This window comes from Pseudomonas akapageensis, assembly GCF_011355085.1.
GTDB lineage: Bacteria > Pseudomonadota > Gammaproteobacteria > Pseudomonadales > Pseudomonadaceae > Aquipseudomonas > Aquipseudomonas akapageensis.
The window spans coordinates 92161-105476 of the sequence record NZ_VXCP01000013.1 but is presented as its reverse complement, the minus strand read 5'-3'; the positions used below and the strand labels follow the sequence as shown (position 1 = coordinate 105476).

12 protein-coding genes are annotated in these 13316 nt (G+C 61.7%); 5 read left to right on the top strand and 7 right to left on the bottom strand.

The features are described 5' to 3' along the window. Positions 1-189: 189 nt before the first annotated feature. The 3 genes from hemL to F2S13_RS10570 are packed head-to-tail and all read right to left on the bottom strand — an operon-like array spanning position 190 to position 2938. On the bottom strand, positions 190-1473 hold the full coding sequence (gene hemL, locus F2S13_RS10580; RefSeq protein ID WP_166360427.1) for a glutamate-1-semialdehyde 2,1-aminomutase: 1284 nt from the start codon (positions 1471-1473) through the stop codon (positions 190-192). 17 nt (positions 1474-1490) lie between these two features. Further along, positions 1491-2117: a thiamine phosphate synthase gene (gene thiE / locus F2S13_RS10575; protein ID WP_166360426.1), complete on the bottom strand. Its 627-nt coding sequence runs from the start codon at positions 2115-2117 to the stop codon at positions 1491-1493. Between the two features lie 23 nt (positions 2118-2140). Beyond that, positions 2141-2938 carry a hydroxymethylpyrimidine/phosphomethylpyrimidine kinase gene (locus F2S13_RS10570; RefSeq protein ID WP_166360425.1) on the bottom strand — a complete coding sequence of 266 codons (798 nt, stop codon included), beginning with the start codon at positions 2936-2938 and terminating at the stop codon, positions 2141-2143. Positions 2939-3200: 262 nt separating this feature from the next. Between F2S13_RS10570 and F2S13_RS10565 the strand changes: the two genes are divergently transcribed. The 4 genes from F2S13_RS10565 to F2S13_RS10550 all read left to right on the top strand — a co-directional run bounded on the left by F2S13_RS10565 (position 3201) and on the right by F2S13_RS10550 (position 9579). Further along, positions 3201-5603 carry a hybrid sensor histidine kinase/response regulator gene (locus F2S13_RS10565; RefSeq protein ID WP_166360424.1) on the top strand — a complete coding sequence of 801 codons (2403 nt, stop codon included), beginning with the start codon at positions 3201-3203 and terminating at the stop codon, positions 5601-5603. A gap of 75 nt (positions 5604-5678) precedes the next feature. Beyond that, entirely contained in the window at positions 5679-7328 is a 1650-nt protein-coding gene (locus F2S13_RS10560; protein ID WP_166360423.1) for an acyl-CoA dehydrogenase family protein, read from the top strand. Between the two features lie 69 nt (positions 7329-7397). After that, the gene (gene amn, locus F2S13_RS10555) at positions 7398-8879 is read left to right on the top strand and encodes an AMP nucleosidase (protein ID WP_166360422.1); all 1482 of its coding nucleotides are present in this window, start codon (positions 7398-7400) and stop codon (positions 8877-8879) included. 58 nt (positions 8880-8937) lie between these two features. After that, positions 8938-9579, top strand: a complete 642-nt coding sequence (locus tag F2S13_RS10550; RefSeq protein ID WP_166360421.1) for a pseudouridine synthase — start codon at positions 8938-8940, stop codon at positions 9577-9579. Between the two features lie 139 nt (positions 9580-9718). On the opposite strand, the gene F2S13_RS10545 is transcribed toward F2S13_RS10550, so the two are convergent. Further along, a complete protein-coding gene (locus F2S13_RS10545; RefSeq protein WP_166360420.1) occupies positions 9719-9922 on the bottom strand; it encodes a DUF2788 domain-containing protein in 204 nt (67 codons plus the stop codon). A gap of 70 nt (positions 9923-9992) precedes the next feature. Beyond that, a complete protein-coding gene (locus F2S13_RS10540; RefSeq protein WP_166360419.1) occupies positions 9993-10472 on the bottom strand; it encodes a winged helix-turn-helix transcriptional regulator in 480 nt (159 codons plus the stop codon). Between the two features lie 426 nt (positions 10473-10898). Between F2S13_RS10540 and F2S13_RS10535 the strand changes: the two genes are divergently transcribed. Then, positions 10899-11810, top strand: a complete 912-nt coding sequence (locus F2S13_RS10535) for a DUF6515 family protein (protein WP_166360418.1) — start codon at positions 10899-10901, stop codon at positions 11808-11810. A 133-nt stretch (positions 11811-11943) separates the two neighbouring features. Here F2S13_RS10535 and F2S13_RS10530 read toward each other — a convergent pair whose 3' ends face one another. Further along, positions 11944-12828 carry a cation diffusion facilitator family transporter gene (locus F2S13_RS10530; protein ID WP_166360417.1) on the bottom strand — a complete coding sequence of 295 codons (885 nt, stop codon included), beginning with the start codon at positions 12826-12828 and terminating at the stop codon, positions 11944-11946. Between the two features lie 3 nt (positions 12829-12831). Continuing rightward, positions 12832-13251, bottom strand: a complete 420-nt coding sequence (locus tag F2S13_RS10525; protein ID WP_166360416.1) for a polyribonucleotide nucleotidyltransferase — start codon at positions 13249-13251, stop codon at positions 12832-12834. Positions 13252-13316: the final 65 nt, after the last annotated feature.

Genomic DNA, 13316 nt, shown 5'->3' with positions numbered 1-13316 from the left:
GGCACATTATGAAATAAGCAGTGCCCACCTTACAAAGTCTTTACTCGTTTTTCTGCTGCGCGGGAAGTATTGGCTGAAATCCTGCGGCAGCTGCGCGCCCGAGCGCAGCCATTCGGCAGCGGCTACACAGATCTCTGTAGCCGCTGCCGCAGGCTGCGCTCGAGCGCGCAGCGGTCGCAATTACAATGCTTACTTCAGCGCAGCAAACGCGCGCTCAGCCGCATCCAGAGTGATCTTCAGCTCGGTGTCGCCGTGGGCGATCGAGGTAAAGCCCGCTTCGAAAGCGCTTGGCGCCAGGTACACGCCGCCTTCGAGCATCAGGTGGAAGAAGCGTTTGAAGCGGTCGGCATCGCTGGCCATCACGTCGTCGAAGGTGACGATGTCATCGGCGCCACTGAAGTACAGGCCGAACATGCCGCCCGCCTGGGTAGTCACGAAAGGAATGCCGGCAGCGTCTGCGCGTTGTTGCAGGCCGTCGAGCAGGCGGCTGGTGTAGTCGCTCAATTCGGCGTGGAAGCCCGGGCGGCTGATCAGGTTCAGCGTGGTCAGACCCGCCGCCATTGCCAGCGGATTGCCGGACAGGGTGCCAGCCTGGTAGACCGGGCCGAGCGGGGCAATGTGCGACATGATTTCGCGCTTGCCACCAAAACAGCCGACCGGCATGCCGCCGCCGATGATCTTGCCGAAGGTGCTCAGATCAGGCGTAACGCCATAGTGCGCCTGGGCGCCGCCCAGGGCCACGCGGAAACCCGTCATCACTTCGTCGAAGATCAGTACCACACCGTGCTTGTCGCAGAGCGTGCGCAGGCCTTCGAGGAAGCCCGGCGCCGGCGGTACGCAGTTCATGTTGCCGGCGACTGGCTCGACGATGATGCAGGCCACTTCCTGGCCCACTTCGGCAAGCATGGTCTCGACCGCGGCAATGTCGTTGAACGGCAGGGTCAGGGTGTGTTTGGCGAATGCCGCAGGCACGCCCGCAGAGCTGGGCACACCTTGGGTCAAGGCGCCGGAACCGGCCTTGACCAGCAGGCTGTCGGAGTGGCCGTGATAGCAGCCTTCGAACTTGATGATGCTGTCGCGGCCGGTGAAGCCGCGTGCCAGGCGGATGGCGCTCATGGTGGCTTCGGTGCCCGAGCTGACCATGCGGACCATTTCCATCGACGGCACGATCGAGCAGACCAGGTCGGCCATCTCGGTTTCCATCGCAGTCGGTGCGCCGTAGGACAGGCCATGCTCCAGTTGCTTGCGCACTGCTTCCAGCACATCCGGGTGGCTGTGGCCGAGAATCATCGGGCCCCAGGAGCCGACATAGTCAACGTAGCGCTTGTCGTCTTCGTCGGTGACGTAGGCGCCAGCCGCATGTTTGAAGAACAGTGGCGTGCCACCGACGCTCTTGAATGCGCGAACCGGAGAGTTCACGCCGCCGGGAATGTGTTTCTGGGCATTGGCAAAGAGGATTTCGGAACGGGACATGTTGGGTTCTCTTTAAATCAGACAGATTCGAACAAGGCATTGAAGGCGCGAGCACGACGGGTGACTTCCTGCGTGCTGTCGGCGCTGAACAGGGCGTGGATCACCGCCAGCAGGTCGGCGCCGTGTTCGATCAGCGGCCTGGCGTTATCCAGGGTGATGCCACCGATCACGGCGATCGGCAGCTTCAGCTGCGCGCGCGCCTGGTCGAGCAGCTCAAGGCTGGCCGTCGGTGCGCCGGGCTTGGTATTGGAATTGAAGAAGCGACCGAAGGCGACGTAGTCGGCGCCTTCCCGGGCCGCCCTTTCGGCAAGCTCGAGCTGGCCGTGGCAGGTGGCGCCGATGATCGCCTGGCGGCCGAGCAGGGTGCGGGCCGGCGTCAGCGGGCCATCGGTCTGCCCCAGGTGCACGCCAACGCCCAGGCGCGCGGCCAGCTCGGCATCGTCATTGATGATCAGCCGGGTTTTGTAGCGTTCGCACAAATCGCGCAAGGCTTCGGCCTCGCGCAGGCGGCGGGCTTCGTCGCTGCTCTTGTCGCGGTATTGCAGCAGGGTGACGCCACCGTCGAGCGCAGCTTCGACATACGGGAGAAACTTGCCGGCCAGCAGTTGGCTGTCGGTGATGGCATACAAACCACGTAACTTCATTGAGTGCGCCTCAAGGCCGGTCGTCAGGAGCAGAAATCCAGCGGCAGCCGGCGCGGCACGAACTGGCCCTTGCCCAGTTGCTCTGCGTCACGCAGCGTACGCCATGTGTAGTCCAGGGCAGATTGCACGGCGCTTTGCAGTTCCTCGCCGAGGGCCAGGCGACCGGCCAACGTGCTGGCCAGGGTGCAGCCGGAACCATGGTAACTGCCCGGCAGGCGCTGGCAGGTGAAGGTCTTGCGCGTGCCGTCGCGGCTGTACAAACGGTTGTGAACTTCGTGTTCGTCACCGTGGCCGCCCGTGATCAACAGGTGCTTGCAGAAGGGCAGGAGCTTTTCTGCGCATTCGTCTGCCGTGCCTTCGGGCAGTTCGGCGAGGATGCGCGCTTCAGGAAGATTGGGGGTGGCAATGGTCGCCAATGGCAGCAGGCGTTCGCGCATGGCGTAGCCGACTTCGTCCTTGCCCAGGCGCCCACCGCCTCCGGCACGCAGCACCGGGTCGCACACCAGCGGCAGGTGCGGATGGGCCTGGAGCAGTTCGACTACGGTGTCGACCATTTCCAGCGAGCCGAGCATGCCCAGCTTGACGGCAGCCACGGTCGAATCGTTGAGCACGGCATTGGCCTGGGCCAACACCCACTCTCGGTCCAGGACGCGGAAGTCGCTGACATTGACGGTGTCCTGCACGGTCAGGGCGGTTACAGCGGGCGCTGCATGGCAACCTTGAGCGAGAAGGGCTTCTATATCTGCCTGCAAGCCGGCGCCGCCACTTGGGTCGTGGCCGGAGAGACAGAGGACAACAGGGCGGGAGCTATAGATATTCATGGTGCGCGAGCTTACCACCAAACGCTTTTTAGGGGGCTGCCTGCTCGTCACTGTTTTTTTGATCGAAGCGTCAGTGATTTTTTCTGGATTTCGCTGAAGTGGCCGTCTTAGAGCCTTTCAGTTGTTTTTTTGTTTGGCGTGAACCGGTGTCTGGAAGCTATGCTAGAGTGCTTCGATACTGATAACAGGCACTGCTGGAGGACGTCGTCTCAACGGACTGGGGAGGTTCGCGACGTAACCGGACAGGCCATGCTGGGGCTGTATGCGCTATTTGCTGATTCTACTGGTGGGCTTGCTGCCTTTGCTGGCCTGCGCGGTCGATTTCGATGACACCACTCGCAGCCTTCCGCTTGGCCGGGTGATGCAGGTCTTCGAAGACCGTAAAGGCAATGCCACGATCGAGCAAGTCAGATCTGCGGCACTGGTCGATCAGTTTCGTCCGCACCTTCATGACGTGCTCAATGCCGGTTATTCGACATCGGCGTTCTGGCTGCGCATCGACCTGCGCTACAGCGCGACCTCCGCCTCGGCACCTCGCAACTGGCTTCTGGAGCTGGCCTATCCGCCGCTCGATGACCTTGAGCTCTACCTGGCCGATGCCGCTGGTACTTATCAGCTGGTTCGCCGCACCGGCGATGCCTTTCCCTTCGCCAGCCGCCAGATCAGGCAGAACAACTACCTGTTCGAAGTGCCCTTTGCGCCGGGGCAATCCAGGACCCTGTATCTGCGCCTGAAAAGCCAGGGTTCCGTCCAGGCCCCGCTGACCCTGTGGTCCAGCCATGCCTATATGGAGGAGCAGCCGGCGCGCATCTATGTGCTGGGCTTGATCTACGGCGTGCTGCTGGGAATGCTGGTCTACAACCTGTTCATCTACCTCAGCGTGCGCGACACCAGTTATCTCTATTACATCCTCTACATCGCCTCGTTCGGCCTGTATCAGGTCTCGGTCAATGGCGCGGGGGTCGAGTACTTCTGGCCGGACAATCCCTGGTGGGCCAACGCGGCAACGCCTTTCTTCATCGGTTCGGCAGGGCTCTTCGGCTGTCAGTTCGCCCGCAGCTTCCTGCACACCTCCAGGCACAGTCGGCTGCTCGATCGCTTGCTGCGGGCGCTGATGGTCTGTGCTGCCACTGTAGTGCTGTTGTCGTTGACCACAAGCTATGGACTCGCGCTGCGTCTGGCCACTGCCTTGGCGCTGTTGTTCACCGTGGCGATTTTCACGGCGGGTATCGTTGCCTGGTGGCGCGGGCTGCGGGTCGCGCGGTATTTCATCATCGCCTGGTCGGCCTTCCTGCTCGGCGGGGTGGTCAACACGCTGATGGTGCTGGGGTACCTGCCCAATGTCTTCATCACCATGTACGCCAGCCAGATCGGTTCGGCCCTGGAGGTCGGGCTACTGTCGCTGGCGCTGGCCGACCGTATCAACAGCATGCGCGAACAACAGGCACAGACCTTGTTCGACGCCGGGCAAAAGCTCGAAGTGCTCAACCAGCAGTTGGCCAACAGCAACCGGCTCAAGGACGAGTTCCTGGCAACTGTCACCCATGAGCTCCGTACGCCGATGAACGGTGTCATCGGTTCGCTGGAATTGATGCAAACCGTGTCCCTGAGCCCCGAGCTCGAACAGTATCAGCAGACGGCCGCGGGTTCCGCGCGGGACATGATGCGGATGGTCGACGAGATTCTGATTCTCACCGAGCTGCAGGCGGGAAAACTCTATCCCCAACATGATGCCTTCAGTCTGTGTGGCATGCTCGAAAGTCTGCGCCTGCAGTTTTCCCCGCAGGCCCAGCGCAAGGGCCTGGCCTATTCCATCGATGTCGCTCCCGATCTGGCGGACCAGGTGGTGGGTGACGCCAAGAAGTTGAGCCTGTGCCTGGCCTGCCTGCTCGACAACGCGATCAAGTTCACTCGTCAAGGCGCGGTCAGCCTGCAGGTCAGTGGCCGCAGCACAGCTGTCGATACCTTTGAGTTCTGGTTCAAGGTCAGCGACAGCGGAATCGGTTTTGGCCATCTGGACGATGCCACCTTGTATCAACGGTTTTATCAGCTCGATGGCTCCATGACCCGTGAACATGGAGGGTTGGGGATCGGGTTGGCGATTTGCCGGCAGTTGGCAGAACTGATGAACGGGCACCTGACCCATCACTCCACGCCCGGGCAGGGCAGCAGCTTCGAGCTGAGGGTGCAGATGGGGCAATCGCCTGAGCAGCCGGTTTCGATTGCCGTGCCGGCTCACTTCATGGTGCGAGGGGCGCATCGCTCGGCGCGCGAATGCACCGTGCTCTTGATCGATGACAGCAGCATCAACCAGTTGGTAATTCGCGGCATGCTGCTCAAGCTCGGCTATCGGGTGCGCACGGCCGAAGATGCCACGAGCGCGCTGGCACTGCTGCGCAGCGAGCGTTTCGATGCGGTACTGCTGGACTGCCTGATGCCCTCGCTCGAAGGGTTCGAGGTCTGTCGCCAATTGCGTGAGGTTCCAGGCTGTGCGGATCTCCCGGTATTGGTAGTGACGGCCAGGCTGCAGCAGGCTGAACTGGAAATTTGCCAGGCGTCGGGCGTCAGCGATTGCCTGGTCAAACCCGTTCGATTCGAAGAATTGCAGGGCAAGCTGCACGCAAGGTTATTGGCAGTAAGTGATGGGGAAAGTGCCGACATTTAGGCGTATATGACACTTTTGGTGCAGACTGGAGCGTGATTCACTGAAATGAATCGGCCAGTATCCAAGGAGCCCCCCATGAACCTGCATCAGTTCGCGGAAACCCATGAAGTCACCAACCAGCCGCCGTCGCTGGACGGGGCGAACCTTTACCGCATTGATCTGCCCTTGCAGGAATGGGCCCGGCGTTACGGGGCAGGTTGGGCCGAACAGCGAATCGATGCCTACGGGACGCTCGCCGGCGGACCATTGATGGCGGCAGGCTTTCTGGCCAACCAGAACAAACCGGTTTTCCACAGCCACGACCGCTACGGCCATCGCATCGACCTGGTGGAGTTCCACCCGGCCTATCATGAGCTGATGCGCACGGCCATCGAGCATGGCCTGCCCTCATTACCCTGGACCGACCCGCGTGACGGCGCACATGTGGCCCGGGCTGCCATGACGTACATGCACACCCAGGCCGAGGCCGGTACCGGTTGCCCGCTGACCATGACCTTCGCCAGTGTCCCGGCGTTCAAGTTGCAGCCCGACCTTGCGGAGCAATGGCTGCCCAAGGTCCTCGCTACCGAATACGATCCGCGCAACGTCTCGATTGCGCACAAGGCGGGTGCGACCATCGGCATGGCCATGACCGAGAAGCAGGGCGGCACCGATGTCCGCGCCAACACCACACGGGCCTACCCGGTAGGCGCCGGGGGGCCGGGTCAGGCCTACGAACTGGTGGGGCACAAATGGTTCTGTTCGGCACCGATGTGCGACGCTTTCCTCACCCTGGCCCAGACCGACAAAGGGCTGACCTGCTTTCTGATGCCGCGGCATCGGCCGGACGATACCCGTAACGAGTTCTATATCCAGCGCCTGAAAAACAAGCTGGGCAATGTCTCCAACGCCTCGAGCGAAGTGGAGTTCCGTGGCGCGCTGGCCTGGATGGTCGGCGAGGAGGGGCGCGGGGTGCCGACCATTATCGAGATGGTGGCCATGACCCGCTTCGATTGCATGGTCGGTTCCAGTGCGCTGATGCGCCAGGCCCTGACCCAGGCCGCTCACCACTGCGCGCACCGCAGTGTCGGTGGGCGCCTGCTCAGCGAACAACCGTTGATGCAGAATGTATTGGCCGACCTGGCGCTGGAAAGTGAAGCCGCACTGGCCCTGAGCTTGCGCATGGGGCGCGCGCTGGACCAGCCGGACGACCCGCAGCAGGCGCGTTTTGCCCGGTTGGTCACGGCCGTGGGCAAATACTGGATCTGCAAGCGCGCGCCGGCCATGATCAACGAAGCGGCCGAGTGCATGGGCGGCGCCGGTTACGTCGAAGACAGCATCCTGCCGCGTCTGTACCGCGAAGCGCCGGTCAACTCGACCTGGGAGGGATCCGGCAACGTGCAATGCCTGGATGTGCTGCGTGCCTTGTCCAAGGAGCCGGGGGTTCTCGACGCGCTGTTCACCGAACTGGGTGATGGTCATGGCGACAAGCGTCTGGCCGAGCACATTGAACACCTGAAGGTCGCCTTCCAGGAATCCCACTCCCACGACATCCAGTACCGCGCTCGTCAGTTGACCGAGGACGTTGCCCTTGGCCTGCAGGCCAAACTGCTCCTCGAAGCGGGCAATAGTGCGGTCAGTGATGCCTTCATCGCCAGTCGCCTGGGCCGCGCGGGGCACGTCTTTGGTACCTTGCCGCGGGGGCTTGAGGTGGAAGCCCTGGTGGAGCGTTCGACACCGCGCTGAGTGGCGCGTCAGCGGGCGTGCCTTTACACGCTGTTACAGGCAAGATGGAGTCCTGCAAGATCAGACAGGATGCTCATCGTGACTCGAACTGCTGAAGCCTTTGTTGTCGTAGAAACCGCCGAGCAAGCCGTCGATATCCTGGCGGCCTTGCACCAACAGGCCACCGATGCCTTGAGCCAGGCGCTCAAGCGCTACATCAAGGATCGGACCGAACCCACTGCGGATGAGCGCGCTCAGTTCCGCTATCCCGTACTGCGCCTGATCTACCGCTGCCAGGGCGAAGTGCCGACCACCACCCGGGCCTATGCCAAGGTACAGCTGCCGGGAACCTACAGCGTCACCGTGACCCATCCGGCGGCGTTTCGCAGTTACCTGCTGGAGCAGCTGCGGCCGTTGATGAACGATTTCACCGTGACCGTGGAAGTGGGCGTCAGCGAACAGAACATTCCCTACCCTTATGTGGTCGAGCAAGGCGATGAACTGGCCGGTACCGGCGTGACCGCCGCGGCCCTGGCACGGGTTTTCCCCAGCACCGACCTCTCGGCCGCGACCGACGGCATCGCCGATGGCCTGTATGACTGGGCCAACGTCGACCCTTTGCCGCTGGCGCTGTTCGATGCCGCGCGCGTGGACTTTTCCCTGCGCCGCCTGGTGCATTACACCGGTAGCGACTGGCGGCATGTCCAGCCGTGGATCCTGTTGACCAACTACCACCGTTATGTCGACCAGTTCATTACCCACGGCCTGGAGCAATTGCGTGACGATTCGCGTTTCGTGCGCATGGTGCTGCCGGGCAACGTGATCATCGACAAGAGCATGGACAACGGTGAAGCCCAGGCGCTGGTCGCCGGTGTGGTCTGGCACCGTTACCAGATGCCGGCCTATCACCTGATCGCCGCCGACGGCGACGGTGTGACCCTGGTCAACATTGGTGTCGGCCCGTCCAATGCCAAGAACATTACCGACCACCTGGCCGTGCTGCGGCCGCACTGCTGGTTGATGATCGGCCATTGCGGCGGCCTGCGGCAGTCGCAGACCATCGGTGACTACGTGCTGGCCCACGCCTATATGCGCCGCGACGGCATTCTCGATCGTGTGGTGCCGCCGAACATTCCGATCCCCGCCCTGGCCGAGGTGCAGATGGCCTTGCAGGAGGCCGCGGCGCAGATCACCGGCGAGCGTGGCGATGAACTGAAAAAGCGCCTGCGTACCGGCACCGTGTTGACCTACGACGACCGCAACTGGGAGCTGCGCTGGGCCGAGGAGCGCCCGCTGATCAACCTGTCGCGGGCCGTGGCGGTGGACATGGAAAGCGGCACCATCGCCGCCCAGGGTTATCGCCTGCGGGTACCTTACGGCACCTTGCTATGTGTGTCGGACAAGCCGTTGCACAGCGAGATCAAGCTGCCAGGCTCGGCCAACGCGTTCTATAACCGTGCGGTCAGCCAGCACTTGAAGATCGGTATTGCGGCTCTGGACCTGTTGCGTACGGAAGTGAACTCGCTGCATTCGCGCAAGCTGCGCAGTTTCGACGAACCACCGTTCCGTTGAGGTTTGCTCAAACCGGCAGTAGCATTGATGGCCCTGCCGGTTTGAAGCTTCCCTCCCCATGTCTCAACCTCCACGTTCCGCCTCTCGCCGACCTTCGGCCAAGCCCACGGGCAAACCTGTGGCCAAGCGCCGCGTAGCCAAGGCGCCTCCGGCTGAACCTCGGTTGATCCTGTTCAACAAACCCTTCGATGTGCTGACTCAGTTCAGCGACGAAGCGGGGCGGGCGACGCTCAAAGACTTTATCGACGTACCGGGTATCTACCCGGCCGGGCGTCTGGATCGCGACAGCGAAGGCCTGCTGCTGTTGACCAATGACGGGCAATTGCAGGCGCGCATCGCCGACCCGAAGCACAAGCTGGCCAAGACCTATTGGGTGCAAGTGGAGGGTGAGCCGACCGAGGAACACTTGCAGCAGCTGCGCAAAGGCGTCGAACTCAATGACGGCATGACTTTGCCGGCCGAGGCGCGCTTGCTTGAAGAGCCGACCCTGTGGCCACGTAACCCACCGGTACGCTTTCGCAAAAGCGTGCCAACTTCGTGGCTGGAATTGGTGATCAAGGAAGGTCGCAACCGTCAGGTGCGACGAATGACCGCTGCCGTTGGTCTGCCGACGCTACGTTTGGTGCGGGTGCGAATTGGCCAATGGAGTATCGATGGCCTTGAACAAGGGCAGTGGCGGGAAGTGCCCGCCCGCCTCTAGGTCCTATTCGAAAAGTGCCTGCGCTTGATCATGCTGCGTTAAAAACAGGCTCGGAATGCTCATTTACAACCAGTAAACTCCGCTTCCTCGCCTGTTTTTGCCTTGCCTGATCTGCGCTCGGCTACTTTTCGAACAGAACCTAGACGCCTTCGATGTAGCCGATGACCACGCTTTTGATGACGAAAGCGAGGATGCCCAGACCGAGGACGAAAAACAGGATAAAGGTGCCGAACCGGCCGGCTTTGGACTTCTTGGCCAAATCCCAGACGATAAAGCCCATGAAGCCAATCAGGATGGTGACCAGGCTGGTCATCATCCACTCTTCAAATACTGCAGGATCCATCGAACTTCTCCAGACAGGCAATGCGGGCGCGATTATACGCCTGTGCCGGCCGGGCGTGCATGACCTGTCGTCATGTGCGCAAATGGGTCAAGGGCAGCTCGGTGCTCGACAGCACCTGGTTGAGCACAAAGCTCGAACGCACGCTGGTGACCCCTTCGATACGGGTCAGGTGGCCCAGCAGCAGCTTCTGATAGTGGTCCATGTCCGGTACCACCACCTTGAGTTGATAGTCCGCTTCCATGCCGGTCACCAGGTTGCATTCGAGCACCTGGGGCAGGCTGCGAATCTTGGCTTCGAAATTCTCGAAACGCTCCGGCGTGTGTCGGTCCATGCCGATCATCACATAGGCGGTCAGGCTCAGGCCCAGCATCTTGCGGTCGAGCAGGGCCACCTGGCGGGAGATATAGCCGTCGTCCTCCAGCTGCTTGACCCGGCGCGAGCAGGGCGAGGGCGACAGGCCAATGCGTTCGGCCAGTTCCTGATTGGAGATGCGGGCATCGCGCTGCAATTCGGCAAGAATGCTGAGGTCGTAACGGTCGAGTTTGCTCACGGATTGGGCCTATGTCGTTTCTATTGCGTTAAATTATCTATCTGAAGTTAAAAATTGCGCAAGTGGTGTTTGAATGAGCAATCTTCGCAATCCTGTGTCGGGGTGTCCGCCCTATTATTATCACCAGAATCACTGCCCGGACATGAGTCCAGTGCAGCTAGCCGAATCAGGCAAGCTGCGGCCAGCAACCCAACAGGGTTGTGTCGGCCCCCGGGCTACACACTGTCCAGAAGACGGCGTGAGGTGAGCCGACGTCAAAAGCGTCGAGCACGGACGAAGTTTTCGAAGGGGGGTCTTTCAGACCTCCCTTTTTTATTGTCTGCGATTTTTCATCTGCCGGCCGATATCGGACTGATAGAGTGGACAGAGAACCGAATTGCGGATTCTCAGTCTTGATCAGTAAGCCCCAATCCCGCGAGGAAAAGCATGAAGTCGCGCATCTGGCGTTTGGCAGGTGTTGGTTTGCTCTGTGTGAGCGTAAGCGCTCAAACCCTGGCCGAAGGACAAGGCCCACAGGATCAGCAGGGAGGACATTCAGGCGGGAATGGCCAGCATGGCTACTCCGATGATCATTCGGGCCGAGGCGAGCACGGCGGTTCATCGCCTCTGCAAAGCAAGCCCGATGAAGTACGCCAGACCCAGCAGCCCCGGCAGGGCTATTACCAGGATATTCCCCGCAACAACTATCCCAACCAGCACTGGCAGGCCGGCGGGCCGGGGCAGCGCCACGACGATCGCTGGGATGGCCGCCCCGAGGGTCACGGCAATGGCTGGGGAACTGGGCCGCAGTATCGTCCCGGGCATGAGATAGACCGCTTCCCCGATCAGCACATGCGCGTGCCATACCATGGCAATGACTACTTCTATTCCGGGGGCTACTGGTACCGACCACAGGGCCCGCGCTATGTCGTGGTCGCGCCACCCCGGGGAATCCGGGTGAACTATCTGCCGCCCTATGCCAGTGAAGTGTGGATCGGTGGTGCGCTGTTCTTCCTCGCCGCCGGCACCTATTACCAGTACCTCAACGACAGCCGCGAATATGTGGTGGTCAACCCACCGGTTGCCGTGGCGCCTGCGCCCGTGCCGGTCAACCCACCGGTTGCCGTGGCGCCTGCGCCCGTGCCGGTCAGCAGGAGCTATGACGTGATTGCCTACCCGGCCTATAGCCAGTCGCCGCAGCAGGTTGATCAGGATCGCTATGATTGCCATCGCTGGGCGGTGGAGCAAAGCGGTTTCGATCCGGCGGCAGCGACCTATGCGCCACCGGCTTATGTGGCAGACAATTATCGGCGGGCCCTGGGGGCTTGCTTGAGTGGGCGGGGTTACAGCGTTAACTGACCCCCTACACCTCTCGTTCCCACGCTCCGCGTGGGAATGCCTCCGGCGACGCTCCGCGTCGGGCTCGGCGGGGCGACGCTGGAGCGTCTCACTCTGCATTCCCACGCGGAGCGTGGGAACGAGGGTACGAGGGCTACTTTTTTACGACCTCCTGCGGATCCGCATGCACCAGTACCTCGGCCCGCGGATACTTGCTGTTGATCGCCGCCTCAACTTGTTCGCACAAACCATGGGCGACCGTCAGCGTGAGATCCCCTGGCAGTTCAAGGTGCAACTGAACAAACCAATGACTCCCCGACACCCGTGTACGCAGGTCATGTGCCCCCAGCACGCCGGGTACGCTGCAGGCCAGCTGCATCATCTGTTCGCTGACATCTTCGGGCAATTCCTGGTCCATCAACGTGGCCGTGCTTTCGCGAGCGATCTGCACGGCACTCCAGAGAATGTACAGGGCGATCCCCAGGCCGAACCAGGCATCGAGCTGCGGCCAGCCGAAATACGCCAGCAGCAGGGCAACGAGAATACTGGCATTGAGCAACAGGTCCGATCGGTAATGCAGTGAATCGGCGCGAACCGCTGTCGAGCCGGTCAAGCGGATGACTTTGTGCTGGAGCAACAACAGGGCGACGGTCAATGCCAGCGAGAGCAGCATCACTGCAATACCGATCCCGGCATCCCCCAGTGGCTCTGGGTGTTGCAGCCGCCTGACGGCCTGTGTGCCAATCAGCACCGCACTCACGGCAATGAACAATGCCTGGGCCATGCCTGCCAGGGCTTCGGCCTTGCCGTGGCCAAAGCGGTGATCGTCATCGGCCGGTCGCAGGGCGTAGTGTACGGCCAGCAGGTTGATGAACGAGGCGACGCCGTCGAGCAAGGAGTCGGTCAGTCCGGCCAGCAGGCTGACTGAGCCGCTCAGCCACCAGGCGATGGCCTTGGCGATGATCAGGATACTGGCGATCGCCAATGAAGCACGGGTCGCCAGGCGCAGCAGCCGCTCGTGTTCGGCGCGTTCGATCATGGATCAGGCCGCAGGCTTGATGCCGTACATGGCCAATTGCTCGATGCTGCCCTTGTGCTGGATCAGGCGCGGGTCGTTGAGCGGCAGGCGCTGGCCCAGCTCGCTTTGCAGGATTGCCTGCAGCTTGCTGCTGTCGACCTTGCCGTCGACACCGATGGCTTCCTGCAGTTTTTCCGGTGCGATCTGGGCGGTGGTGCCGCCGGGCAAGTAGATCGCGCCGGTGGCGAAGTCGACCGCGAAGGCGATCAGGCCGGGAATGACATAGAACAGAATGCCGATCGCATCCAGGGCGGCGACCACGGGGTCGATCTTGCCTTCGATCTGGCCGCGACGGTCAGGCCAGAACAGCGTGCCGCAGGCAGTCAGTTGGGTCAGCAGGGTAGCGACCAGAACGCTACCTATTACACGGGAAGGAATACGCATGTAAATCTCCATGTTGAAGGGTCTCAACGATACAGGCAAAGGGCCCGCCCTTACAGTGAAGACCA

Coding starts and splice junctions, on each gene's coding strand:
- hemL (WP_166360427.1), bottom strand. CDS start 1,473: ATGTCCCGTTCCGAAATCCTCTTTGCCAATGCCCAGAAACACATTCCC.
- F2S13_RS10545 (WP_166360420.1), bottom strand. CDS start 9,922: ATGGATCCTGCAGTATTTGAAGAGTGGATGATGACCAGCCTGGTCACC.
- F2S13_RS10560 (WP_166360423.1), top strand. CDS start 5,679: ATGAACCTGCATCAGTTCGCGGAAACCCATGAAGTCACCAACCAGCCG.
- F2S13_RS10565 (WP_166360424.1), top strand. CDS start 3,201: ATGCGCTATTTGCTGATTCTACTGGTGGGCTTGCTGCCTTTGCTGGCC.
- F2S13_RS10530 (WP_166360417.1), bottom strand. CDS start 12,828: ATGATCGAACGCGCCGAACACGAGCGGCTGCTGCGCCTGGCGACCCGT.
- F2S13_RS10570 (WP_166360425.1), bottom strand. CDS start 2,938: ATGAATATCTATAGCTCCCGCCCTGTTGTCCTCTGTCTCTCCGGCCAC.
- F2S13_RS10535 (WP_166360418.1), top strand. CDS start 10,899: ATGAAGTCGCGCATCTGGCGTTTGGCAGGTGTTGGTTTGCTCTGTGTG.
- F2S13_RS10550 (WP_166360421.1), top strand. CDS start 8,938: ATGTCTCAACCTCCACGTTCCGCCTCTCGCCGACCTTCGGCCAAGCCC.
- F2S13_RS10525 (WP_166360416.1), bottom strand. CDS start 13,251: ATGCGTATTCCTTCCCGTGTAATAGGTAGCGTTCTGGTCGCTACCCTG.
- thiE (WP_166360426.1), bottom strand. CDS start 2,117: ATGAAGTTACGTGGTTTGTATGCCATCACCGACAGCCAACTGCTGGCC.
- amn (WP_166360422.1), top strand. CDS start 7,398: ATGCTCATCGTGACTCGAACTGCTGAAGCCTTTGTTGTCGTAGAAACC.